The sequence below is a fragment of the Mesorhizobium sp. CAU 1741 genome, from assembly GCF_039839275.1.
Lineage (GTDB): Bacteria > Pseudomonadota > Alphaproteobacteria > Rhizobiales > Rhizobiaceae > Aerobium.
The window spans coordinates 1026790-1051852 of sequence record NZ_JBDOQP010000002.1; the positions used below are offsets into that span (position 1 = coordinate 1026790).

General features: G+C 64.3%; 23 protein-coding genes. 8 read left to right on the forward strand and 15 right to left on the reverse strand.

Going from position 1 to position 25063, the window contains the following annotated elements; genetic code table 11:
* Positions 1-5: 5 nt before the first annotated feature.
* The 8 genes from AAFN84_RS11760 to AAFN84_RS11795 form a co-directional block, all read right to left on the reverse strand.
* Positions 6-2678: a TRAP transporter permease gene (locus AAFN84_RS11760; protein ID WP_347514738.1), complete on the reverse strand. Its 2673-nt coding sequence runs from the start codon at positions 2676-2678 to the stop codon at positions 6-8.
* A 92-nt stretch (positions 2679-2770) separates the two neighbouring features.
* Positions 2771-3715, reverse strand: coding sequence for a TAXI family TRAP transporter solute-binding subunit (locus tag AAFN84_RS11765; protein WP_347515118.1), 945 nt, complete (start codon positions 3713-3715; stop codon positions 2771-2773).
* A gap of 140 nt (positions 3716-3855) precedes the next feature.
* A complete protein-coding gene (locus AAFN84_RS11770) occupies positions 3856-4689 on the reverse strand; it encodes a 3-keto-5-aminohexanoate cleavage protein (RefSeq protein WP_347514739.1) in 834 nt (277 codons plus the stop codon).
* The gene (locus tag AAFN84_RS11775; RefSeq protein ID WP_347514740.1) at positions 4686-6038 is read right to left on the reverse strand and encodes an aspartate aminotransferase family protein; all 1353 of its coding nucleotides are present in this window, start codon (positions 6036-6038) and stop codon (positions 4686-4688) included. Before AAFN84_RS11775 ends, AAFN84_RS11770 begins: the two co-directional genes overlap by 4 nt.
* A complete protein-coding gene (locus tag AAFN84_RS11780; protein ID WP_347514741.1) occupies positions 6035-6922 on the reverse strand; it encodes a MurR/RpiR family transcriptional regulator in 888 nt (295 codons plus the stop codon). Before AAFN84_RS11780 ends, AAFN84_RS11775 begins: the two co-directional genes overlap by 4 nt.
* Positions 6923-6997: 75 nt before the next feature.
* Entirely contained in the window at positions 6998-8221 is a 1224-nt protein-coding gene (locus tag AAFN84_RS11785) for an MFS transporter (protein WP_347514742.1), read from the reverse strand.
* A gap of 116 nt (positions 8222-8337) precedes the next feature.
* Complete coding sequence (locus tag AAFN84_RS11790) at positions 8338-8904, reverse strand: thioredoxin family protein (RefSeq protein WP_347514743.1); 567 nt, start codon at positions 8902-8904, stop codon at positions 8338-8340.
* 159 nt (positions 8905-9063) lie between these two features.
* A complete protein-coding gene (locus AAFN84_RS11795; RefSeq protein WP_347514744.1) occupies positions 9064-9570 on the reverse strand; it encodes a ferritin-like domain-containing protein in 507 nt (168 codons plus the stop codon).
* Positions 9571-9923: 353 nt separating this feature from the next.
* Here AAFN84_RS11795 and AAFN84_RS11800 point away from each other — a divergent pair, with 353 nt between their 5' ends.
* Positions 9924-10073 carry a hypothetical protein gene (locus tag AAFN84_RS11800; protein WP_347514745.1) on the forward strand — a complete coding sequence of 50 codons (150 nt, stop codon included), beginning with the start codon at positions 9924-9926 and terminating at the stop codon, positions 10071-10073.
* Position 10074: 1 nt separating this feature from the next.
* Here the strand turns inward: AAFN84_RS11800 and AAFN84_RS11805 are convergent, their stop codons facing one another.
* The 7 genes from AAFN84_RS11805 to dut form a co-directional block, all read right to left on the reverse strand.
* Positions 10075-10437, reverse strand: a complete 363-nt coding sequence (locus AAFN84_RS11805) for a DUF1850 domain-containing protein (protein ID WP_347514746.1) — start codon at positions 10435-10437, stop codon at positions 10075-10077.
* A complete protein-coding gene (locus AAFN84_RS11810; protein ID WP_347514747.1) occupies positions 10434-12548 on the reverse strand; it encodes a TRAP transporter permease in 2115 nt (704 codons plus the stop codon). Before AAFN84_RS11810 ends, AAFN84_RS11805 begins: the two co-directional genes overlap by 4 nt.
* A gap of 85 nt (positions 12549-12633) precedes the next feature.
* Positions 12634-13590 (reverse strand): TAXI family TRAP transporter solute-binding subunit, encoded by a 957-nt coding sequence (locus AAFN84_RS11815; protein ID WP_347514748.1) that lies wholly within the window; start codon positions 13588-13590, stop codon positions 12634-12636.
* A gap of 112 nt (positions 13591-13702) precedes the next feature.
* Positions 13703-14320 (reverse strand): LysE family translocator, encoded by a 618-nt coding sequence (locus tag AAFN84_RS11820; RefSeq protein ID WP_347514749.1) that lies wholly within the window; start codon positions 14318-14320, stop codon positions 13703-13705.
* A 171-nt stretch (positions 14321-14491) separates the two neighbouring features.
* Positions 14492-15055 carry a type 1 glutamine amidotransferase domain-containing protein gene (locus AAFN84_RS11825; RefSeq protein WP_347514750.1) on the reverse strand — a complete coding sequence of 188 codons (564 nt, stop codon included), beginning with the start codon at positions 15053-15055 and terminating at the stop codon, positions 14492-14494.
* Between the two features lie 112 nt (positions 15056-15167).
* Positions 15168-15833: an HAD family phosphatase gene (locus tag AAFN84_RS11830; RefSeq protein ID WP_347514751.1), complete on the reverse strand. Its 666-nt coding sequence runs from the start codon at positions 15831-15833 to the stop codon at positions 15168-15170.
* Complete coding sequence (gene dut, locus AAFN84_RS11835) at positions 15833-16312, reverse strand: dUTP diphosphatase (protein WP_347514752.1); 480 nt, start codon at positions 16310-16312, stop codon at positions 15833-15835. The genes AAFN84_RS11830 and dut overlap by 1 nt, the downstream gene beginning before the upstream one ends.
* Positions 16313-16478: 166 nt before the next feature.
* Between dut and AAFN84_RS11840 the strand changes: the two genes are divergently transcribed.
* The 7 genes from AAFN84_RS11840 to AAFN84_RS11870 all read left to right on the forward strand — a co-directional run bounded on the left by AAFN84_RS11840 (position 16479) and on the right by AAFN84_RS11870 (position 25056).
* Entirely contained in the window at positions 16479-17282 is an 804-nt protein-coding gene (locus tag AAFN84_RS11840; protein WP_347514753.1) for a class II glutamine amidotransferase, read from the forward strand.
* A 66-nt stretch (positions 17283-17348) separates the two neighbouring features.
* Positions 17349-18290: a glutaminase gene (locus AAFN84_RS11845; RefSeq protein WP_347514754.1), complete on the forward strand. Its 942-nt coding sequence runs from the start codon at positions 17349-17351 to the stop codon at positions 18288-18290.
* 98 nt (positions 18291-18388) lie between these two features.
* A complete protein-coding gene (locus AAFN84_RS11850) occupies positions 18389-19489 on the forward strand; it encodes a DNA alkylation repair protein (protein ID WP_347514755.1) in 1101 nt (366 codons plus the stop codon).
* A gap of 85 nt (positions 19490-19574) precedes the next feature.
* Positions 19575-21164 carry a peptide chain release factor 3 gene (locus AAFN84_RS11855; RefSeq protein WP_347514756.1) on the forward strand — a complete coding sequence of 530 codons (1590 nt, stop codon included), beginning with the start codon at positions 19575-19577 and terminating at the stop codon, positions 21162-21164.
* A 142-nt stretch (positions 21165-21306) separates the two neighbouring features.
* Positions 21307-23172, forward strand: a complete 1866-nt coding sequence (locus tag AAFN84_RS11860) for a DEAD/DEAH box helicase (protein ID WP_347514757.1) — start codon at positions 21307-21309, stop codon at positions 23170-23172.
* Between the two features lie 124 nt (positions 23173-23296).
* Entirely contained in the window at positions 23297-24241 is a 945-nt protein-coding gene (locus AAFN84_RS11865; RefSeq protein WP_347514758.1) for an aldo/keto reductase, read from the forward strand.
* Positions 24242-24396: 155 nt separating this feature from the next.
* Complete coding sequence (locus AAFN84_RS11870; RefSeq protein ID WP_347514759.1) at positions 24397-25056, forward strand: peroxiredoxin; 660 nt, start codon at positions 24397-24399, stop codon at positions 25054-25056.
* Positions 25057-25063: the final 7 nt, after the last annotated feature.

The window sequence follows — 25063 nt, forward strand, 5'->3', positions numbered from 1 at the left end:
TCTCCCTAGACCGTCTTCGGGTTGCCGAACACCGTGCCGCCACGCCTGCGCTGGGTGAAGACGACGAGGCCGAAAATCAGAAATGCGGGAATGTAGAAGACTTCACGCGGCAGGCGTTCGGCCGCCACTTCGATCGCGGTAATCTGGACCGGCCGGTCGGGATCGTAGAAATCGAGATCCGACAATGTGCGCCCCGCCAGGCTGTTCATGTCGAGCGGCTCTTCCAGAACCGCGACGTCGTCCTGCATCATGACGGTCATGCCCATGGCTCGTTCGAACCGGGCTTCGCCGCTTTCACCAACAGGTCCAAGTGCAAACGCCATGGTGCGTTCGACCAACTGGTCGGGATTGTCGAAATCCGGCCCGGATATGACCAGCCGCACTTCGGCGCCGTCCGGCTGGTTCTCCATCACCTCGAAAACCCTTACTGGCTCGACCTGGTCATAGGGTGCCTGAACGAGATCGAGGAAGAAGCCGGGGCGCAGCAGCATGAATGTCACCAGCAGCAATGCCGCGGATTCCCACAGGCGCGAGCGTGCCATGAAGAACCCTTGCGTTGCAGCCGCGAAGATCAACATTGCGAACGTCGCCTTGATGGTGATCCAGATCGCCCCGACGAGGCCTACTCCGATCAGCAGAAGGTCCGTGTTGAAGACGAAGATGAACGGCAGCAGCACCGTCCGCAGCGAATAGAAGAAGGCCGTGAAACCGGTCTTGATCGGATCGCCACCCGAGACCGCCGCCGCCGCGAACGAGGCGAGCCCGACGGGTGGCGTCACGTCCGCCATGATGCCGAAATAGAACACGAACATGTGCGCGGCGATCAGCGGAATGATGACACCGTTCGCGGCACCCAGTTCGACGATCACCGGCGCCATCAGCGAGGAAACCACGATGTAGTTGGCCGTCGTGGGCAACCCCATGCCGAGCACGAGGCTGATGACGGCGGTAAAGACGAGGATGAGGAAGATGTTCCCGCCCGACAGGAACTCGACGAACTCCGCCATGACCTGGCCGATGCCTGTCAGCGTCACCGTGCCGACGATGATGCCGGCTGCCGCGGTGGCGCAGGCGATGCCGATCATGTTGCGTGCGCCGGAAATCATGCCGGCAATCAGATCCTCGAAGCCTTCGCGGAAGGCGGCGCGCGTCTCCTCGCGCTGAAGCCCTCGGAACATCGCCTTCAGCGGCTTCTGGGTCAGCATGATCACGATCAGCAGCACCACCGCGTAGAATGCCGAGAGCCCCGGCGAACGACGCTCGATCATCAGGAACCAGACGAGCACGAAGAGCGGCAGGAGATAGTGCAGACCCGTCTTGATCACCTCCGTGGCAATCGGTAGCTCGAGAACGGGGGCGTTCGGATCGTCCAGTTCCAGATCAGGCTGGCGCGCCGCGTACCAGATCAGAACGACGTAGACACCGAGCAGCGCCAGCAGCAGAACGGGCGCGGAAATCGCGGGAAGCAGCCATTTGATGAAATTGATGGCGTAATAGATCGCACCGGCAAGGATGATGATCGACGCCGTGACCAGGCCGGACCGCAGCAGTGCGATCCTCGCCGGGTGCTGGACGCGCTTGGGCAGCGACGGCATGTCGTTCCGCACTGCCTCGAGGTGCACCAGATAAAGCAACGCGATGTAGGAAATGACCGCTGGCAGAAATGCGTGCTTGATCACCTGGAGGTAGGAGATCCCGACATACTCGACCATCAGGAACGCCGCAGCGCCCATCACCGGCGGCATGATCTGGCCGTTGACCGAACTCGCCACCTCGACCGAGCCGGCCTTTTCAGCGGAGAACCCGACCCGCTTCATCAGCGGGATGGTGAAGGTGCCTGTGGTCACCACATTGGCGATTGAAGAGCCGGAGATCAGGCCGGTCATCATCGAGGCGAGCACCGCCGCCTTTGCCGGACCGCCCTTGAGATGGCCGAGCAGGGCGAAGGCGAGCTTGATGAAGAAGTTGCCGGCACCGGCGCGGTCCAGCATCGAGCCGAAGAGCACGAACAGAAAGACGAATGCGGTGGAGACGCCGAGCGCGACGCCGAACACGCCGCCCGTCGACAGCCACATCTGGTCCATCGCGCGGGAGAACGAGGCACCGCCCCAGCGGATGATGTCCGGCACGATCGTCGAGGAGCCGAAGAACACATAGGCCAGGAATACCAGCGCCACCACGACCAGAGGCGGGCCGAGCGCCCTGCGGGTCGCTTCGAGCAACAGGACCATGCCAATGCCGGACGCAACGAGGTCCTGCGTAATCGGCAGGCCGGGGCGCTGAGCGAGATCGCGATAGAAGATGAAGATGTAAAGCGCGCAGAAGGCCGCCAGAAGACCAAGCACCCAATCCAACAGCGGGATACGGTCGCGAGGGCTTCGCGCGAAGGCGGGGAAGGCCATGAAAGCCAGAAAGACGCCGAAGGCGAGATGGATCGAGCGTGTCTGCGTGTCGTTGAAAACCAGCGCCAGGCCAGTCAGGCGCGACAGCATGAAGGGCAGTGGCGAGGCGATGTAGAGCTGGAACAGCGACCACAACAGCGCGACCCCCGCAATCGCGAGGCCCGCCGTCCCGGCTGGATTGCGCGCGCCGGTATCCGATGAGGCTACCAGATCCTGGAGTTGCTCGTCGCTGAGAGCGGAGGAGTTGCCGGAAGCCGGCTGCGGATCACTCGTCATCTGGTTTCCCCTCCTGATGCACGGCTGAGCAGGCGCTCATCGTGGATGAAAAAGGGGCGCCCGGCAATCGGACGCCCCCACATTATCCCGGCTTACTGGAGCCAGCCCTGTTCCTTGTAGTAGCGCTCCGCGCCCGGATGCATCGGCGCGGAGTTGCCCTGGCCGACCATCTCTTCAGGGGTCAGGTTGGCGATCGCCGGATGCAGGCTCTTGAAGTTGTCGAAGTCGTCAAAGACCGCCTTGACGAACTGGTAGACGACTTCCTCATCGACATTGGCCGAGGTGACCACCGTCGCGCCGACGCCGAATGTATTCACGTCACTGTCGGTGCCGCGATACATGCCGCCCGGGATCACCGCCTTGAAGTAGTAGGCATTGTCGCCGACGATCTTGTCGACAACCTCTCCTTCGACAGGAACGATGACGCTGTCGCAGGTGGTGGTCGCCTCCTGGATCGCACCGGCCGGATGGCCGACGGTGTAGGCGAAGGCATCGATGTTGTTGTCGCACAGGGCGGAGCTCTGTTCGGCCGGCGCGAGCTCTGCCGCGAGCGCGAAGTCGGCGTTTGTCCAGCCCTTCTCGGCGATCAGCAGGTCCATGAGCGAACGCTGGCCGGAACCCGGATTGCCGATGTTGACGCGCTTGCCCTTGAGATCGTCGAAGCCTGCCACGCCCGCTTCGGCGCGCGCGACCACCGTCAGCGGCTCTGCGTGCAGCGAAAAGACCGAACGCAGGTCCTCATGCGCGCCGCCCTCTTCGAAATTGGCCGCGCCATTGAACGCGTTGTACTGCACGTCGGACTGGACCACGCCGAATTCCAGGTCGCCGCCCTTGATCGCGTTGACGTTGAACACCGAGCCGCCGGTCGATTCGACCGAGCAGCGGATGCCGTGTTCGCGACGCGTCTGGTTCATCAGACGGCAGATCGCCCCGCCGACCGGATAATAGACGCCCGTCACGCCGCCCGTCCCGACGGACACGAACTGCTGCTCCTGTGCGCTGGCGGCGCCGCCGGCGAGGGAACCGCCCATCGCCATGGCAAGGCCGAGGCCGATCAGTTTTCTGGAAGTCATGTCTGCGTCTCCTTGTTGCACGTTCCCCTTCAGGGATGGTTGATAACGACCGGATCATCCGTGCACGATGTCCGGTTTCCTGGCCGCGTCGCCGCGGTCGAAACCTATGCGGCACCGGCGGGCGGAGGCCGTCGCCAGAGCCTGCGCAATTCTTCGGCAGTTGCAAGCTCTCTTTGCGACGACAGCGCCGCCGTCGCCGTCGCGCTCACGATAGCGGCGTTCGAGGACGCCACGGCGCCATCCGGCAACCAGAGATTGTTTTCGAAGCCGACGCGGGCGTGTCCGCCCGAATGTGCAGCGCGCTGCATGAAATGCGCCTCGCGCGGGCCGAAGGCGCACAGCATCCATTGGTGGCGCGAGAGGCCGGCATCGCGGAACGCATCGAACTCGGCGTCCGTTGCGCCTTGTTCGCTGTATCGACCGAGCACCGCGAGAACCGCAAGCGGCGCGTCAGGCACGATGCCCCGCGCCGCCAGCGCATCTAGGCGCTTCAGTTCGGTGGCGTCGTAGACGATGAGCTGATGGAGGATGCCGGCGGCTTCCATGCGCTCGAACAGCGCTGCAACGTCGCGCTCTTCGCCGCCATCCGGCAGAATCTCGCGAAGCGCGATCGAAACTGACTCGGGCTGCAGAGCGTCGATGACGGCGATCTGCTGTGAGGGCACATAGCGCCCCACTGCCTCGGTGGTGATCTGGATGACCAGATCGTCGCCCACCGCGTCCCGAACCGCCTTCATCGCCTCGCGATAGAGATCGATGTCCAGCGTATGCATGCCACCGGCATCGCGAACATGGAGGTGGATCATCGCCGCACCTGCCTCCAGCGCTTCCGATGCATCACGCGCGATCTCAGCGGGCGACATCGGCAGGCGGGGATGGTCCGCTTTGGTGCGGCGGGCGCCGTTGGGCGCGACAGCAATGGCGAAGGGATGCGTCATCGCGGCATGACCGCCGGCGACAGCGCAACCTCGATGGCACGCCCGAGCCGTTCGACGATCATCGCGACGTGGTCCTCGCCAATGATGAAGGGCGGTGCAATCAACACGTGATCGCCAGCCTTCCCGTCGACGGTACCGCTGCCCGGATAGACCATCAGCCCCTCCTCCATCGCCGCTGCCTTGACGCGGCCGAAAAGCTTGAGCGCCGGGTCGTAGGGAGCCTTTGTCTCCCGGTCTTCGACCAGTTCGAGACCGACGAACAGGCCACGACCGCGCAAGTCGCCGAACCAGGGGCGATCGCCGAACGCATCCTGGAGCCGCTCCATCAGCAATCCGCCCATCGACCGGCAGTTCGCCAGCAGGCCGTCTTCCTCGATCACCTTCTGCACCGCGAGCGCGCCGGCGCAGGCCGTGGCATGGCCGATATAGGTGAAGCCGTGCTGGAACGCGCCGCTGCCGCCGGTGATGGTGTCGTAGATGTCGTTCGACAGGATCGCCGCACCGATCGGCTGGTAGCCCGCCCCAAGACCCTTGGCGCAGGTGAGGATGTCCGGGGAAATTCCGTCCTGCTCGCAAGCGTGGAGGGTGCCCGTGCGCCCCATGCCGCTCATCACCTCGTCGAGGATCAGGAGAATTCCATGCCTGTCGCAGATTGCGCGGATTCGCCGGAAATATCCCGGCACCGGCGGCACAGCGCCGATCGTCGCGCCGACCACCGTCTCGGCGATGAATGCAATCACCGTTTCCGGCCCCAGCCGGAGGATTTCCGCCTCGAGCTCGTTCGCGGCGCGGATGCCATACGCCTCCGGTGTCTCGTCGGCCAGGCGGCTGCGGTACTCGAAGCACGGAGCGATATGGCTCGCCGGCAGCAGGATCGGCTCGTAGATGGCGCGGCGGCCGGCATTGCCGCCAACCGACAGCGCGGCGATGGTGTTGCCGTGATAGCTCTGGCGGCGGGCGATGAAATGACGCCTTTGCGGCTCGCCGCGCTCGTGGAAATACTGCCGGGCCAGCTTCATCGCCGTTTCGTTGGCCTCGGAGCCGCCCGAGACGAAATAGACGTGCCCGAGACCGTCCGGCGCGCGCTGGACGAGATGCTCGGCCAACGCCTCCGCAGGCTCGTTGGTGAAAAAGCCCGTGTGGGCGAACGGCAGCCGGTCGAGCTGTGCCTTGATCGCCTCGATCACGCGGCGGTCGCTGTGTCCGAGGCAGGAAACTGCGGCGCCGCCGGAAGCATCGAGATAGCGCTTGCCGGCGGTATCGATGATGAACGGACCATCGCCGGCAGCGGCCATCGGCAGCTCGCGTGCCGGCTCACGGTGAAGGATGCGGGTCTGGTTGGCACTCATCGTTGGGTCTCTTCGGGAAGGTAGGCGGATATGGTTTCCAGCGCCGCCTCGCGGCGACGCAACGCCATGAGCGCGCCGTCTCCGGCGCGGGCAAGCACCAGCGAGGCAAGTGCCTGCGCTACCGCGATGAGGCCGATCGGAGACGGAATGTGCGCCGGACTGTCATTGGTGGCGACCAGCACGATGTCCGCCGACCGCGCGATGGGCGTCAGCGGGCCGTCGGTAATGCCGACGACGCTCACGCCGTCCTGCTTGGCCAGCTTCGTCAATTCCACGCTTTCACGGCTGTAGGGCGCGACCGAGATGACCACCAGCACGTCGTCCTTGCCGAGCTGGTGCAGATCGTCGAGCAGGCCACCGCCGACGCTGCCCATCAGACGCGTTTCAGGGCGGAAGAGCGAGAGCGTGTAATGCAGGCTGTAGGCAACTGGATAGCAGCTTCGGATGCCGGCAATCGCGATGCCGGAGGCCCTTCCGAGCATATCGGCGGCCAGCTTTAGGTTCGGCCGAGCGTGGGGATCGAACGCGTAGCGAAGATTGGCCCCCTCGGCGACACGGATGTTGTCGAGAAGCACATCTTCAGCGCCCGGGCTTCGCGTCTCGCTGATGAGCCTGTTGGCGCGGTCGGAGAACGTCTTCGCGGAACCAGCCGTCAGCCAAGTGCGATGATCGGCCTGGAAGCTTTCCCAACTCTCGAATTCAAGCGCGTGCAGAAGCCGCGACATCGAGGTCGGCGATACGCCCGCCTGACCGGCCACGCCGCGCAACGAGTGCAGCGCGATCTCCTGCGGGTTTTCCCGCACGAAGCGCGCGGCGCGGCGAAGCTGCGGCGAAAACGCGCCGTAGCGAAACTCGATACGCTGCCAGATTTCCTGAAGGGACACGGCATAGCCCACGATGAGACAATCGTTCCACAATAGAACTCAACTGAAACAAATGTGTCAACGGGGCTGTTTGCGTCAGGCCGCGAGGATACGAGGAATGCGGGTGCGCCACAGAAGCATGGTCATGATGGCGATGTTGAGCATGTTAAAGGCGATGCCGTTCCAGAACGCGGCGGCGTATGAACCCGTCAGGTCGTAGATCCAGCCCGACAACCAGCCGCCGAGCGCCATGCCCGCGATGGTCGACATGATGACGATGCCGACACGCTGGCCCGCTTCATGCGCGGGCAGGTATTCGCGCACGATGATGGCATAGCTCGGCACGATGCCGCCCTGCGAAAGGCCGAAGACGAGCGAGACGACATAAAGAGACGCCAGGCCGTCGAACGGTATGTAGGCGACAAGCGCCGCGCATTGCAGCACCGAGCCGATCAGAAGCGTCTTCACGCCGCCGATATAGTCGGCGAGAAAGCCCGAGGCCAAGCGGCTGGCAATGCCGCCGACCAGCATCAGCGACAGCATCTCGGAGCCCCGCGCGACGCCGAAACCGAGGTCGACGCAATAGGCGACGATGTGCACCTGCGGCATCGACATGGCCACGCAGCAACCGATTCCGGCGACCGCCAGCAGAAGCTGCAGCGCGCGTGGCGACAGGTCGATCGTTCGGGTCTGGCCGGTGCTCGCCGGCGCTCCCGCCGACATGGGAAGCGCGCCCGGCGCGCGGCGCCTCAGCAGCAGGGCCAGCGGCACCATGGTCGCGGCGCAGAAAATGCTTATGGCGGCATAGGTAAAGCGCCAGCCTTCGTCCGGCAGCGTCAACTGCATCGCCAGCGGCCAGATCGCCCCGGCGAAATAGTTGCCGCTGGCGGCGGCCGCAACCGCGACACCCCGACGCTTGCGGAACCAGTGCGACAGATCGGCGATCAGCGGACCGAACGTCGAGGAGGCGCCGAAGCCGATCAGCCCCTGCAGCAAGGCGAACGCCCAGATCGACGGGACCATCGCCGCGAGCCCGTAGCCGACGAACAGGGCGGCGGCCGAAGCCACCAGCGGCAGGAAGATGCCCGTGCGGTCCACGATCCGCCCGAGCGCGACGTTGCCGAAGGCGAACCCGACCATGGTCATCGTGTAGGGTAGCGAGGCCGCTGCGCGGTCGACCCCGAATTCGGCCTGCACCGCAGGCAGCACGACAACGACCGACCACATGCCGACGCTGCCGATCGTGGCGATCAACACCGATACGAGCAACCTCGTCCAGGCATATCGCCCGTCTATGTCCGCGTGTGCTGCCGCATTCATGCATCATTCCTCCCTGGCCCCAGCATTGCCCGGTCAGGGACACGGGCCACAGCGCCACGGAGTGCCCATCCACCACGCCAGCGGCAATGCGGCAGGGAAAACCGTCCGGTCGGCGTTCAGGCAGGCGCGTTGCCGTCCTTCCACTTGATCGAGCAGCCGATGGAGGCGACCTGGTCGCGCGGGCCCTGGCCGTTGCGGGCGATCTCGACCATCGCTTCGTAGAGATCGCGGCGCAGGCCGTCTGCTACCTCGTATTTACGCGAGGCGTCGAGGCGGCCGCGATATTGCAGCTTCATATCGGCGTTGAACCCGAAGAAGTCCGGCGTGCAGGCAGCGCCATAGGCCCTCGCAATGGACTGGTCCGCGTCGTGGAGATAGGGGAAGTTTATGCGATGATTGCGCGCGAAGACCTTCATGTTGTCGAAGGAGTCCTCTGGATATGCGTCGGCGTCGTTTGCGTTGATCGCGACGAAGCCGACGCCATGCTCGCGAAGGTCGCCGGCGTCCCTGACGATCCGGTCGATCACGCCCTTCACATAAGGACAATGATTGCAGATGAATGCGACGACGAGCCCGCCGGGCCCGACCAGTTCCGAGAGCTGATGTTCGTTGCCGTCAATTCCCGGCAGGATCGCGTCGATCCCTTTCCAGTCGAATTCGCAAACCGGTGGCACTGCCGCCATGTCGCCGACCTCCCTTTAGATCATGAAGCGTCCATCATAGGCACAGTCGTGTTGCCACGGAACCCTCCGAACATGCATCGGCCCGCCGCATGGGAGAAGCGACGGGCCGGAAAGCCAGCCAGGCATTGAGCCTCGCGCTGGCGTACTACTCGTTGGCGGCTATTCGGCCGCCTGAAGATTGACACGGCGCTCGGCGAGCTCGGTGAGCTTGCTGTCGGTCGCCTTTTCCTCATCAAGGTTCTTCTGCAGCATCGCCGCGCAATCGCTGCGGCCGAGTTCCTTGGCCCATGCTATCAGCGTGCCATAGCGGGTCATCTCGTAGTGTTCGACGGCCTGGGCGGCGGCGACCAGTGCCGCGTCGAGAACGCGATCGTCGTCGACCTCGCCCGCCACTTCATCGGCTTCCTTCAGGATGCCGTCGATGGCCGGGCAATTGACCGCCTTCGCCTCGACGCCATGCATGCGGAAGACTTCTTCGACACGTTCGACATGGCCTTCTGTCTCGGCCATGTGCTTTTCAAAGCCCTTCTTGAGCTCAGGGTTGGTCGCCTTGTTGATCATCTTCGGGAGATTCTTGAGAATCTGCTTCTCGGCGTAATAGATGTCACGCAACGTGTGGACGAACAGGTCGTCCATCGTCTTGATGTCTTTTGAAAAAATGCCCATCGTCGTAGCCTTTCGTGCTTTCTTCGTTGGACGGCTCACAGCGGCGGTTGGTGCCGCCAAAAGCGCGGGAGTGTGAACTCTCCCCGTCCCGCCTCCAACGTTGCCGGCAGATGGCGGTTCCATGTTTTTCCATCGTCGCGGCGACAAATCCTACCGATGCCGCAACCGCAACTGTGGCGTGCAAGCAACACCCAAGCAACAACAGCAACAAGGCCATGAAAAAGCCGTCGAATCGCCGCTGAACGGGCCCGTTCCGGCAACTGATTAACATCGCGTTCACGGCTTATTCATGGATGCGCGCTAGGGTGGTGGCACGATCGGAAGGGACATCCGACGGCGACAGGGTTCAAGACATGAGTATCTGGGTTCATATCGTCAGCAGGCTGGTTGCGCTGCGCGAATTCCTCGCGCCTTCCTACAGGCCGGAGCGTTATTACATGCGTGGCCCCGGCCCGGCATGCGCACGCATCCGCCGCGTCCCGTCGAACGCCAGCTTCCAGTAGATCAGCGCTCGCAGGCTTCGACCGCGACCGGTTCTTGTGCCTGCGCGCCGAGCGACAGGCATTGACCGTCAGCACATAGCGACCAGCCTGACGCCGTGGCACCGGATGCCGCGAGAAGCAGTTTCGACTGCGCGGGCAGCGTCGGCGTCCACTGCCACCAGCCGTTGGACAGCGTCGCACCTTCGGGCGGCTCCATGCCGGCACCCGATCCCTTGACGCGCGCCTCGACGAGTTGAAGGCCGGCTTCGGTTATCCGCCAGTCTTCTTCCCAGGCCGTCTTCTCGACCGAGTGCGTCCAGGCAAGCGTGAAGGCCGTCACCGCAAGCGTCATGGCCTTGCCGCCTGCAAGGATGCACAGGCTCATTGCGCCACCGTTTCCCGGCCCCCGTCATTTGCACCGCGGTTGCGCCACCAGTTCCACGCAAGGAACATGAAGGCGAAGGCGAAGCCCAGTTCGTCCGTGACGGGGAGTGCTGCGATCATCAGAGCCGCCGAGCCTGCGGCCCAGAGACGCTCCCAGGCAGTCAGGCGCACGCGCAGGAAGCCGATGACGGCCGCCCCCCATAGCGCAATGGCCAATCCTGCCTTCAGGATGATGTAGGCGACGGCCGGCCAATAGCCGATCGACTCCGCCAGTGGGCCTCCATCCTGCAGCATCAGGGCGGGGGTGTAGACCGCCATGAACGGGATAACGAAGCCCGCGGCGGCAATCTTCAGCGCCTCCATGGCGATCTTGAGGCCGGATTCGCGGGCGATCGGAGCAGCGGCGAAGCAGGCGAGAGCGACCGGCGGCGTCAGATCAGCCATGATGCCGAAATAGAACACGAACATGTGGCTGACGATAAGCGGCACGCCGAGCGCCAGCAGAGCGGGACCCGCGATGGTCGAGGTGATGATGTAGTTGGGTATGGTGGGGATGCCCATGCCGAGGATCAGGCAGGTGATCATCGTCAGTACGAGTGAAAGGAACAGTGACGTGTCGCCGACGGCGACAATGTACTGGCCGAACGTGTTGGCGACGCCGGTGAGCGTCATCGTGCCGATGATGATGCCGACGACGGCGCAGGCCACGCCGACGGGAAGTGCCGTCTTTGCGCCTTCGGCCAGCGCGTCACGACAGGCTGCGAGCGTGTCGCGACCACCGGCGACGAACAGGTTCGCAACGATGAGCAGGAGCGCAAGCAACAGCACGACATTGATGCCGAACCGGAAGAAGCTGGCCGCCACGACACCCAGCGCGATCCAGAAGACATAGCGCAGCACAATCGATGGCAGTCCGAGTGCCACGCTGCCGCCGAGCACCAGCAGCGCCGTCAGCGAAAGCCCGACCGTGCCGGCATATAGCGGCGTGTAGCCGGAAAAGAGCAGCCAGACGAGAGCGGCGAGCGGCAGGATCAGATACCAGCCTTCGCGCATGGCCCGCATCGGAGACGGCAGTTCGGATTTCGGAAGACCGAGCAGGCCGCGCTTGCCGGCCTCCAGGTGAACCATCCAGAACGCCGAGGCGAAATACAGCATCGCCGGGACGATCGCCGCCTTGACGACCTCGTAGTATTCGATGCCGAGGGTCTCGGCCATGATGAAGGCGACGGCACCCATCACCGGCGGCATGATCTGGCCGCCCATCGAGGCGGTGGCTTCGACGCCACCGGCAAAGGCCGCCTTGTAGCCGAAGCGCTTCATCAACGGGATGGTGAACTGGCCGGTCGTGACGACATTGGCGACACCCGACCCGGAAATCGTGCCCATAAGGCCCGATGAGATCACCGACACCTTTGCCGCACCACCGCGTGCATGGCCGACAAGGCCGAGCGAGACATCGGTGAACAGCTTGATCATGCCGGCCCGTTCCAGGAACGAGCCGAACAGGATGAACAGGAAGATGTAAGTGGCCGACACATAGATCGGGATGCCGTAGATGCCCTCGGTTCCGAACGCCATGTGGTCGATGACCTGGTCGAACCAGTAGCCGCGGTGGTTGAGCGGGCGCGGCAGATACTGGCCGAACAGGCAGTAGGCGAGGAAGATGCCCGAGATGATCGGCAGCGCCGGCCCCATCACCAGCCACGCCGCCGCGAAGACGGTGACCAGCGCGACAACCCCGACGATGATATCCCGCGTCAGCGGGAAGCCGGTGCGCTGGATGAGCGCCGCATATTCCCACCACTGATAGAAGGCCACCGCCATGCCGGCCACACCGAGAACCCAGGCGACGGCGCGCACCGGTACCGATTTCCCGGTCATCGCGGCGACGAGCGGAAATGCGAGCAGCATCAGGAAACCGACGTGGAAAGCCCTGACGACCTGGCTCGGCAAGTTGATGAGATGCGCTGCGGATCCAACCTGGTAGAGCGAAAACGCCACCGCGATCCAAAACAGCACCTGGCCCTCGCGCCCGAGCGGAAAACTGCCATGGGTGGGGTCGTGGATCGACGCCGCCACTTCCGCCGGCTGACCGGGCGTGGACCTGCTCATCGTTCGCTCCGAAGATGTCGTGAAGTGCCGTCAACTGCGCCGGCGCGTCGGAACGCGCCGGCGATACACGTCCTGGATGGCTGCCTTACAGCAGGCCTGCTTCCTTGTAATAGCGCTCGGCGCCCGGATGCAGCGGGATCGGCAGGCCCTTGGCGGCTTCATCAGCCGAGATCGCGCCCGCTGCCGCGTGAGCCGAAACCATGTCGTCGAGGTTCTCGAAGAGCAGCTTCGCCATCTGGTAGGCAACCTCATCCGAAACGCCGTCATGGGTCACGAGGATGTTGGTGATTGCCACCGTCGAAACGTCTTCGGCCTGCCCCTCATAGGTACCAGCCGGGATCGTGGCGGCGATGAACGGTGCGCCCATCGATTCGGCGATCTCCGCCGGCACGGCGACGACGCTGGTCGGAAGCGAGATTGCGAGATCCTTGATCGAGGCAACGCCAAGGCCGGCTGACTGGAGCGTGGCGTCGAGCTGGCGGTTCTTGATGAGTTCGACGGATTCGGCAAAGGGCAGATATTCCAGCTTGCCGAGATCGTCATAGCTCATGCCAGCGGCCTCGAAGATGGCGCGCGCGTTGAGTTCGGTGCCGGATGCCGGGGCGCCGACGGACAGGCTCTTGCCCTTCAGCCCTTCGAGATCGGTCACGCCGGATTCCTGCGAAGCGACGATCTGGACGTAGTTCGGATAGATCGCGGCGATGGCGCGCAACTTGTCGAGCTTACCCGGGAAGCCGGCTTCGGTGTTGCCTTCCCATGCAGCCTGGACTGAATCGCCCAATGCGAAGGCGATTTCACCACGGCCCTGCTGGAGCAGATTGAGGTTCTCGACCGATGCCTTGGTCGACTGGACCTGCGTCTGCACCCCGTCGATGTTGTCGCCATAGATCTTCGCCAGCGCGACACCAAGCGGATAGTAGACGCCCGACGTGCCGCCGGTGAGCACGTTGATGAACTCCTGCGCCTTGGCACCGGTGCTCCCGAGACCGGCCGAAAGGGCAATAACGCCGGCAGCCAACAGATTCCTGGTGATGATCTTCATGAATATCCTCCCTAGATACTTCCAATGGCGACGGCTCCCCGCCGCCGCTTCGTGGTCAACCTAGCATGTCGACCGGCGATTCCAAGTTATTAGCTTCGCCGCCGCACGGGCGCTACTGGCGCGCCGCGATCGCCACGGCTGCGCCGGCCATGAACGCCGCCGCCGTACGGTTCAGCGCCTTGAGCGCCAGCGGCGTCGCCAGGAACCAGCGCGCCTTGGCGGCAAGAGCCAGGTAGGGCACCAGCACCACGAGCAGCACCATCGACGTGATCGCCAGAAGCACACCATAGTCGGCGAGGCTGATGGTTGCGATGTCGATGATGGTCGGGGTGATCGCGAGATAGAACACCATCACCTTGGGGTTGCCGAGCGTCACCAGCAGACCCGACAGCATGCTGGCGATCGCCCCGTCGCGGCTTCTGTCCGCGCCGACCATCGTCGTGGTGATGCCGGTGCGCCAGAAGGTCCATGCCAGCCAGGCGAGATAGGCGACGCCCACCCATTTGATGACAACGAAGGCGGCACCGAACGTCTGCGCGAGCAGCGCCAGGCCGAGGACGACGGCGGTGAGATATACTATATCGCCGGCCACGAGACCGAGCGCCATGAAGGCCGCGGGCCGGAAGCCTGAGCCCAGTGCCCGAGCGATGAGCGCCACAACGCCAGGGCCGGGAATGGCCACGGCGATGGCGAGTGCCCCCGCATAGGTGACGAAACCGGTAAGCGTCATGAAAGCTCCCTCCCAATGGAGGCGAAGCTATCGCACAGGGTGACGCGCGCGAGAAGCCTGCTTTGCATGCCCAGAATGCAAAAGCGGCGCGGCAGCCCCGAAGGGCGCCTGCGCCGCCTTGCCCGGCCGCGAGACTGATCCGCTACTCAGCGACCGAACGCCGAGCGGACTTTACTCGGCCGCAACTCGCGCTGACGCGTTCTCCTCGACAGCGTCTATGATCGCCTTGACGAATGCGCCGAGATCGTCGGGCTTTCGCGAGGTGATCATGTTGCCGTCACGCACGCAGGGCTTGTCTTCCCAGATCGCGCCGGCATTCTCCATATCGGTGTGGATGGAGTGATAGGACGTGGCCCTTCGCCCGCGCATCAATCCAGCTTCGATCAGCAGCCAAGGCGCATGGCAGATCGCGGCGACCGGCTTGCCGCTGGCGTGGAACTCGCGAATGAACGCAACCGCGTCGTCTTCGACACGCAGAAGGTCGGGGTTGATCTGGCCGCCCGGCAGAACGAGCGCGTCGTAGGCGGTGACGCGGGCGTCCGCAATCGTGTGGTCCACCTTGACGGCGGTGCCCCAGTCATTCTTGTCCCAGCCGGTGATCTCGCCTTCCTTCAGCGAAACGACGTCGACGCGGGCGCCGGCCTTGCGCAGTTCGTTGAGCGGCACCTCGAGTTCCGACTGCTCGAAGCCATTGGTGGCGAGGATGATGATGCGTGAATCTTTTATTGCGGGCATTGGTCGACTCCTTTCCCGTGTCCGGCCGCGGCGCGCGGCCTCGTGTCCGAAAGTTCACATCCTCCCAAACGCATGCCCGGCGATTTCGTTCACCGCGAATTCGCGTCAAGCATCAGCCAAACAGGAGGCGCGGCAGGTCTCGCATGTCGTCGAAGAGAATACCGCCAGCGGCCGCAAGCGCGTCACGGTCGGAGTGCGGGTCGGCATGGTAGGAGTAGACCTGCATTCCAGCGGCGACGCCGGCCCTGCTGCCCGGCACACTGTCTTCGATGACGACGCAGTCGCGCGGCTGAAAACCCATTTCGGTTGCCGCGTGCAGGAAGAGGTCCGGAAAGGGCTTGCCGCGCTCGACCATGGTCGCGCTGTAGAGCACGGAGTGGAAATGCGGCAACAGGCCGGTGGAGCCGAGCGTCAGATGCATCTTGTCCACCTTGGCCGAGGATGCGACGCACCAGGCGACGTCGCGCTCGCGCAGCGCATCGAGCACCAGTTCCACATGCGGGATCGCCTCCACGCCCGCGCCGAAGATGTCGCCGATCGCGGCGTACCAGCGCTCCGTCAGGTCGAAGCCGAGAACGTGCCCTGCCTCCTCGATCTCCGCCTGGACGCTCTTCATGCTGCGGCCCGAATAGAGCCGGCGGCAATCCTCGTAGCTGGCGACATGCCCCGCCGTGGTAAGCCAGTCGGAGAGAACCCGGTTGGCGCGCTCCTCGGTGTTCACCAAAACGCCGTCGCAGTCGAAGATGACGAGGCGGGGATGCGTCGGAGAGGATGCCACTACGCGGTGCCCGTGGAACCGAAACCGCCGGCGCCGCGCGTCGTCTGGCTCGCCAGCGATCGCTCCTCGACCGCAAGCCGATTGACCTGCGCCAGGACGATCTGGGCGATGCGCATGCCGCGTTCGATCACGAAATCCTCGCCGCCATGGTTGATCAGAAGCACCTGGACCTCGCCACGATAGTCGCTGTCGATGGTGCCTGGCGTATTGAGGCACGTCACGCCATGCCGGAAGGCGAGGCCGGAACGCGGCCTCACCTGGCCCTCGAAGCCATCCGGAATCTCGAAGACGAGCCCGGTCGGCACCAACGCCCGACGGCCGGGAAGCAGAAGCAGCGGACGATCCTCGGGCACGGCTGCGCGCAGATCCATGCCGGCGGCACCCGCCGTTTCGTAGGCCGGCAAGGGGAGGCCGGATGCATGAGGAAGCCGCACGATGCCGAGCGAGCCAGCGATGGTGTCCTGGGAGTTTGTAGCCATGCGGGATGCTATGGCTGCCACGGCTTGCGCGGTCAATTCACGGGATGAAACCTGCACCGAAAATTTCGTGTTTATCGCCCTCCTGTCACGGCGTTCATACTTTCTTGCCGATTTCGAATGAACACTCGAATCATGTGCGCTGCGCACGGTGGTGAGGGGAAAAAGCATGTGCAGGTGGGCAGCCTATATCGGCGAGCCGGTGTTCCTCGAGGATATCGTGGCCGCGCCATGCCACTCGCTGATTGCGCAGAGCCATCACGCGCTAGAAGCCAAGACTGCAACAAACGGCGACGGTTTCGGCATGGCATGGTACGGCGAGAGGCCGCAGCCCGGGCGCTACCGCGACGTGCTGCCGGCCTGGTCGGACTGCAACCTGCGCAGCCTCTGCCAGCAAATCCGCTCCGGCCTGTTCCTGGCCCATGTCAGGGCGTCGACGGGCGGTGCCACCAGCCGCGATAACTGCCATCCCTTCGTATCAGGCCGCTGGTCGTTCATGCACAATGGCCAGATCGGCGATTTCGAGCGCATCCGCAGGCCGCTCGAACAGAGCCTGCCCGACGAGCTCTACAACCAGCTCCAGGGCTCGACCGATTCGGAACTGATCTTCCTGCTGATGCTGGCCGAGGGCCTCGCATTCGACCCGCATCGTGCGGCCTCCCGTGCCGTTGGCCGAGTGATCGAGGCGGCGGAACAGGCAGGCGTGGAACCGGCGGTCAAGCTCACCGCGGCGTTTGCGGATGGAGAACGGCTCTACGCGGTCCGCTATTCCACCTCTGCCAGCGCGCCGACACTCTATGCCGGTTCATTCCGGGATCGCGCCGGACGCTGCCTGGTCTCCGAACCTTTCGACAGGGACGGCCCCGAGTGGCAGGCGGTGCCGCCCGGCAGCATGGTGACGATGACGGAAAGCAGCCTGAGCGTCCGGCACTTCGAGCCGGCACGGTCAATGCTTCACGCGGTGGCGGTTTAGCAAAGTCGCGCGGCGGATCGAATCGGGGGCTGACGCGTTCCGTTCCGCACACAACCGGAGGGCGGGATGGCCAGGCAGATCGGCAAAGTCGACAAGAAGAAGCTCGAGGAGGTCGTTGCCGAACTCGTCGAACGCATCGGCATCATCGAAGGGTTCGGCAGGGCAGCGCATCACATAGACGCCCTTGCCGAGATCGAGACCGACCGTTTCGGCATCGCGGTGACGACCGTCGATGGGACGATGGTCACTGGCGGCGAGGCGGAAGAGCCGTTCCCGATCCAGAGCATTTCCAAGGTCTTCGCCCTGACCCTGGCGCTGCGTGCCTTCGGCGACGATGTCTGGAAGCGCGTCGGACGCGAGCCATCCGGCGACCCTTTCAATTCCGTCGTCGACCTGGAGCGCCACAAGGGCATTCCGCGCAACCCGTTCATCAATCCGGGCGCAATCGTGATCGTCGACATGCTGCTGGACATCGCCAAGAACGCCGAAACGCCGCGAACCGTCCGCGACCTGCTGGCCGCCGAGATCGGCGAGGAGGTGTCGGTCGACCGCGCGGTCTACGACAAGGAATCATCGGCCGGCTTCACCAACCGCGCCATGGCAAATCTGTGCAAGTCGTTCGACAACCTCAACCACGACGTCGAAGCGGTGATGAAGCCATATGTCAGTCAGTGCGCCGTGGCCCTGTCATGTCGCCAGCTTGCCCTGGCCGGACGCTATCTTATGAATGGCGCCGGCAAGACCGACCAGGAACCCGGCGACCTTCTGGCGCGACGCATCAATGCCATGATGCTGACTTGCGGCCAATATGACGGGTCGGGCGATTTCGCCTTCCGCGTTGGGCTGCCGGCAAAGAGCGGTGTCGGCGGAGGCATCCTGGCCATCGCGCCGGACGTTGCGTCGATCGCCGTGTGGTCGCCGACGCTGGACGAGAACGGCAACTCGCTGCTGGGCACGCTGGCGCTGGAGCAGCTTTCCGAGCGGATGGGCTGGTCGGTGTTCGGTTGACGCGACGGACGCTGTGGATGACCCGACACTCCTGACAGTTTTGGGCGCCACCGCGCCGTAGTATACGGCGTGTTCCATACCGTATCCGGATACCCGCCGTGACCGACCAACCAAACCCCGCCGCGCTGAAGGAAATCTTCGACCGGAACCGGTTGCGCCATTTCGTCGACCAGACGCGTGCGATTTCCAGCACGTTCGATGCGGAGCGGTTCTACGCGCATGCGACGCAAGACCTCGACGGCCTCGGCATCATGCAGCGCATGCGCCGGACGGCCGAAGCGTTCGCGCTTACCTTGCCGCAGGACTATGAGAATGCGCTTGGCGTCCTCGCGGAACTGGCGCCGCGGATCGGGCATGGCTTCGCTGCGATCACGCTGTGCGAATTCGTTGTGCTGCGTGGCGGCGACGATTTCGACCGCTCCATGGAGGCGCTGCGCCTTTTCACGCGTTACGGCTCCGGCGAATTCGCAATCCGGCACTTTCTCAAGCGGGACCTGCACTGCACGCTCGCCGTGATGCGGCGATGGGCGGAGGACGAAAACGAACATGTGCGGCGACTGTCCAGCGAAGGCGCGCGGCCACGCCTGCCATGGTCTTTCCAGCTTCGCGAGATCGTCGCCGATCCCGCGCTGACGATGCCTATTCTCGACACGCTGAAGGCCGATCCGAGCCTCTACGTGCGCAAGTCCGTCGCCAACCACCTCAACGATTTCAGCAAGGACCACCCGGAATGGCTGGTCGACAGGCTGGGTTGCTGGCCGCTCGACGATCCCCATACGCAGTGGATCGTCGGCCATGCATTGCGCACGCTGATCAAGAAGGGCGACGCGAAGGCGCTGGCGCTGTTGGGCGTGACGGGAAAGGCGGAGGCGAAGGTCGAGGCGTTTGCCGTGTCGCCACCGACGCTTGCACTGGGCGACCGGGTGTCGGTGTCGGCGCGCATCGCTTCATCCGGCGAAAGCGCGCAGAAGATCGTCGCCGACTATGCCATCCACTACGTCAAGAAGAACGGATCGGCGTCGCGAAAGGTCTTCAAGTTGAAGACGTTCACGCTGGAGCCCGGCGGCGAGCAGGTGCTGTCGATCTCGCAGACCATCCGCGACTTCACCACGCGGACGCACAATGCCGGTTTCCACGAAGTCGACCTGATGCTCAATGGCGAGATCGTCGCGCGCGGCGGCTTCGAACTGGCGATCTGAGGCCAGGCAACCGGGGGCGAGAATTCCCGTTCGACATGTCGTCGCCGTCTGGCTATAAGCCGGCCATTCCGAAGGACTTCATTTAATGGCCGAGACGATCCGCAGCGCGGTAGCCCGCCGCCGCACATTCGCAATCATCGCCCACCCCGACGCGGGCAAGACGACGCTGACCGAAAAGCTGCTGCTCTTCGGCGGCGCGATCCAGCTTGCCGGCGAGGTCAAGGCGAAGAAGGACAAGATCCAGACCCGCTCGGACTGGATGAAGATCGAGCGCGAGCGCGGCATATCGGTCGTCACCTCGGTGATGACCTTCGAATATGGCGACAACGTCTTCAACCTTCTCGACACGCCGGGCCACGAGGACTTCGCCGACGACACCTATCGCACGCTTTCGGCGGTCGACAGCGCTGTCATGGTCATCGACGCCGCGAAGGGCATCGAGCCGCGGACGCTGAAGCTGTTCGAGGTCTGCCGGCTGCGCGACATCCCGATCGTCACCTTCGTCAACAAGATGGATCGCGAAGCGCGCGACACCTACGAGATCCTCGACGAGATCGAGCAGAAGCTGGCGCTCGACACCGCTCCGATCACTTGGCCGATCGGGCAGGGCAAGAGCTTTTCCGGCACCTACCACCTGGCAGAGAATGCGGTGCGGCGCGGCGATGACGAGACCGAGCGCACCAAGGTCAACGGGCCGGATTCGAACCGCGTCGCGGGCCTGCTGCCGGAAAACGAGCGCGAGGCTTTCATCGAGGGACTGGAACTGGCGCGCGAGGCGTGTCGACCGTTCGACTTCGACGCCTTCCGCGAAGGCCACCTGACGCCCGTCTTCTTCGGATCGGCCCTGCGCAACTACGGCGTGCGCGACCTGATCGAAGCGCTCGGGGAGTGGGCACCGCCGCCCCGCGCGCAGGAGGCCGACACCCGCCGCGTGGAAGCGACCGAAGAGAAGATGACCTCCTTCGTCTTCAAGATCCAGGCCAACATGGACCCCAACCACCGCGATCGCATCGCCTTCGTGCGCGTCTGCTCGGGTACGCTGGAACGCGGCATGAAGGCCAAGCTGGTGCGCACCGGCAAGCCGATGAGCCTGTCGGCGCCTCAGTTCTTCTTTGCCCGTTCGCGCATCACCGCCGACGAAGCCTATGCCGGGGACGTCGTCGGGATCCCCAACCACGGCACCTTGCGCATCGGCGACACGCTCACCGAAGGCGAGGACATCCTGTTCCGTGGGGTCCCGAACTTTGCGCCGGAGATCCTGCGGCGCGTGCGGCTCGGCGACCCGATGAAAGCGAAGAAGCTGAAGGAAGCGCTGCAGCAGATGGCCGAGGAAGGCGTCGTGCAGCTTTTTACGCCCGAAGACGGATCGCCGGCGATCGTCGGTGTCGTCGGCGCGCTGCAACTGGACGTGCTCAAGGAACGCCTGAACGTTGAATACGGGCTGCCGGTCGATTTCGAGGTGGCTCGGTTCTCTGTCTGCCGCTGGATCTCGGCGGCCGCCAGGCAGGAACTGGAACGTTTCATCGAGGCCCATCGCGGCGACATCGCCCGCGACCTCGACGACGACCCTGTCTTCCTCGCGCCGCATGAGTTCGGACTCAACTACGAGGCCGATCGCTGGAAGGATATCCGTTTCGCGGCAATCAAGGACTATCAGGTGCGCGACGCCGCCTGACCGTTCAGGCGCCAGCGCTGCCGACCCTGTACAATCGCGTCTTCACTCCATAGAACCATGAAAAACACACCGTCCCGGATGCCGGGGCGGCGGCGGCGTGTCGCGGCAGGGCCGGGCAGCCAGAATTCCGAAAGATATCGATATGACCAAGTTTGAAGGGATCGTTCCCGCGCTGGCAAGCGCGCTCGAGGCCCGTGGCTACGAAACCCTCACCCCGGTGCAGCAGTCCGTCATCGACCCCTCGCTCGGCGATGCCGACGTGCTCGTATCGGCGCAGACCGGTTCGGGCAAGACGGTGGCATTCGGGCTGGCGATGGCCCCGACATTGCTCGGCGAGGCGGAGAGGTTCGACCAGGCACGGTTGCCACTGGCGCTCGCCATCGCGCCGACACGCGAACTGGCGATGCAGGTCAAGCGCGAGCTCGAGTGGCTCTACGCGCCAACCGGCGCGACCATCGCCTCATGCGTCGGCGGCATGGACATGCGCAGCGAACGCCGAGTCCTGGAGCGCGGCGCGCACATCGTCGTCGGAACGCCCGGCCGCCTGCGCGATCACATCACGCGCGGCGGTCTCGACATGTCGGAACTGCGTGCGGTGGTGCTGGACGAAGCCGACGAAATGCTCGACCTCGGCTTTCGCGAAGATCTCGAATTCATTCTCGATGCCGCGCCCGCGCAGCGGCGAACGCTCATGTTTTCGGCCACCGTGCCACCGGCGATCGCCAAGCTGGCGAAGAGCTACCAGCGCAACGCGGTGCGCATAAGTACCGCTGCCGAGGCGAAGCAGCATCTCGACATCGAGTATCGCGCCCTGACGGTTGCGCCCAGCGACCGCGAAAACGCCATCATCAACGTCCTGCGCTATTACGACGCGAAGAACGCGCTGGTGTTCTGCTCGACGCGCGCGGCGGTGAACCACCTAACCGCGCGCTTCAACAATCGCGGCTTCGCCGTCGTCGCCATGTCGGGCGAACTGAGCCAGAACGAGCGAACCCATGCGCTGCAGGCGATGCGCGACGGCCGCGCCAAGGTGTGCATCGCCACCGATGTCGCCGCGCGCGGCATCGACCTGCCCAATCTCGACCTCGTGGTTCATGCCGACCTGCCGACCAACCCAGAGACGCTGCTGCACAGGAGCGGCCGCACGGGCCGCGCCGGACGCAAGGGCGTCAGCGTGCTGATCGTGCCGACAAGCGGACGCCGCCGCGCCGACCGGCTGCTGCAGAACGCGTCCATTACCGCCGAATGGGCGCGGCCGCCATCCGCCGACGAGATCGTCGCGCGCGACGACGAGCGCCTGCTGGCCGATCCCGTCTTCGAGCAGCCGGCCGACGAAGCGGAAAGCAGCCTCGTGGCGGCACTGCTCGAACGCCATGGCGCCGACCGGGTTGCTGTCGCCTTCGTGCGGATGTCGCGCGCCGGCAAGTCGGCTCCGGAAGACCTGATCGAATTGCAGGCATTCTCGGCGCCAACCGATCGCAGAAGCGACCGCGACGCGCCCGCCGGGCCGCGCGAGGAGTTCGGCGAGAGCGTCTGGTTCTCGATCTCGGCCGGTCGCCGGCAGAATGCCGAGCCGCGCTGGCTGATCCCGATGCTGTGCCGCGTTGGCAAGATCACCAAGGCGGAGATCGGCGCGATCAAGATGCAGCCGGAGGAGACCTATGTGCAGATCGCCGCCCATGTCGCCGACAGCTTCATGAAGGCCGTCGGCCCCGAGCGCGAGCTGCAGAACGGCATCATGGTCGCCAGGCTCGACGGCACGCCGGATCTCGGTCGCGGCGGCGGCAAGCCGCCCGCTTCCAAGCCTTACAAGAAGTCTTTCGGCGACAAGCGCTTTGACGGGCCGAGGCCCGCAAAGTCGGGCTATCCGAAGAAGGAGGCGTCTGCGGACCAGTCTGCAGACCACCGGCCATGGACCAAGAAGGGCCCCAAAGGCGGGGCGGCCAAGACGGGCGGACCCAAGCCCGGCGGTGCGAAGAAGGCGAAAGCGAAGCGCCGCGACGGCTGAGCTCGGGGCCGACGTGAAGCGATCTTGCGCGTCTGGACCAATCGCCGGGACGCCCGCGCATTGAATGCTTCTGGAGCGCGCTGCATATAGGGGCGCAGGCAATGTGCAGCCATGGAGCGAAAAAATGAGCCCTCGCCGTCTCGGACGAACCGACATTGAAATCGAGCCGCTGGTGTTCGGCACCAATGTGATCGGCTGGACGGCGGATGAACAAACATCGTTCGCACTGCTCGATGCGTTCGTTGCCGAAGGGTTCACCGCAATCGACACCGCTGACGCCTATTCGCGCTGGGTGCCTGGCAACGACAGTGAGAGCGAGAAGATCATCGGGCGCTGGCTCAAGGCGCGCGGCAATCGCGACAAGGTGCATGTCTTCACCAAGGTCGGATCCGACATGGGCCAGGGCAAGCGCGATCTCTCCGCCAAATGGATCGAGCAGGCGGTCGAGGCGTCGCTGACGCGGCTCCAGACCGACTATATCGACCTCTACCAGAGCCACTGGCCCGACCCCACCGTATCTCAGGAAGAAACGCTGGGTGCCTATGATCGGCTGATCCAGGCCGGCAAGGTGCGGTTCATCGGGGCTTCGAACTATGACGAGACGCTGCTGTCGGAAGCGCTGGCTCTCTCCAAGGAAAAGGGCCTGCCGCGCTACGAGACGCTGCAGAACGAATACAATCTTTACACCCGCAACAAATTCGAGGGACCGGTTCAGGATCTCGTCCTGCGCGAGGGACTGAGCGTGATCACCTATTACGCGCTAGCCGCCGGGTTCCTGACCGGCAAATACCGTTCCAAGGCGGATCTCGACAAGAGCCCTCGCGGCAAGAGCGTCGAGCGGTTCATGGACGACAAGGGAATGCGGGTGCTCGCCGCCCTCGATACCGTTTCCGAGCGCACCGGGGCGGCCCATTCCGAGATCGCGCTGGCGTGGCTCAACGCACAGCCCGGCGTTGCCGCACCCATCGCCTCGGCGACATCGCTGGAACAGATGCAGGGGCTGGTTCGCGGGGCGCGGCTCAAGCTCGCCCCGGAGGATCTGACGCTGCTCGACCAGGCGGGCGCATGATGGTTCGGACACGCTGGAATGCGTTGCCTCCCATCGGCGCGATCGGAGAATTCCATTCCGCTTATCCGTTAGAAAATTATTCCGCCATACCCAGGCTCTTCAGCCCCGGCGTCCTATATTCTGTCCAATGACCTTTCCTACAAGGGAGTAGCACCATGGGCCTTCGTATCAACGACACCGCACCTGATTTCACCGCCGAAACCACCCAGGGAACGATCAATTTCCACGAATGGCTGGGCGATAGCTGGGGCGTGTTCGTCTCGCACCCGAAAAACTTCACGCCCGTCTGCACCACCGAGCTCGGCACCATGGCGGGCCTCGCCGACGAATTCGCCAAGCGTGGCGCCAAGCTGATCGGCATTTCGGTCGACCCGGTCTCGGACCACGCGCGCTGGAAGGACGACATCAAGACCGCGACCGGCTTCAATGTCGAATATCCGCTGATCGGCGACAAGGATCTCAAGGTCGCGAAGCTCTACGACATGCTGCCCGCTGGCGCCGGCGAGTCCTCGGAAGGCCGCACGCCCGCCGACAACGCCACTGTCCGCTCCGTCTACGTCATCGGGCCGGACAAGAAGATCAAGCTCGTGCTCACCTACCCGATGACGACCGGTCGCAACTTCGATGAAATCCTGCGCGCGATCGACTCGATCCAGCTCACCGCCAAGCATCAGGTCGCAACGCCGGCGAACTGGAAGCAGGGCGACGACGTGATCATCACCGCGGCGGTGTCCAACGAAGACGCCACCAAGCGCTTTGGCTCCTACGAGACGATCCTGCCCTATCTGCGCAAGACCAAGCAGCCGCAGGCCTGAAACGGCG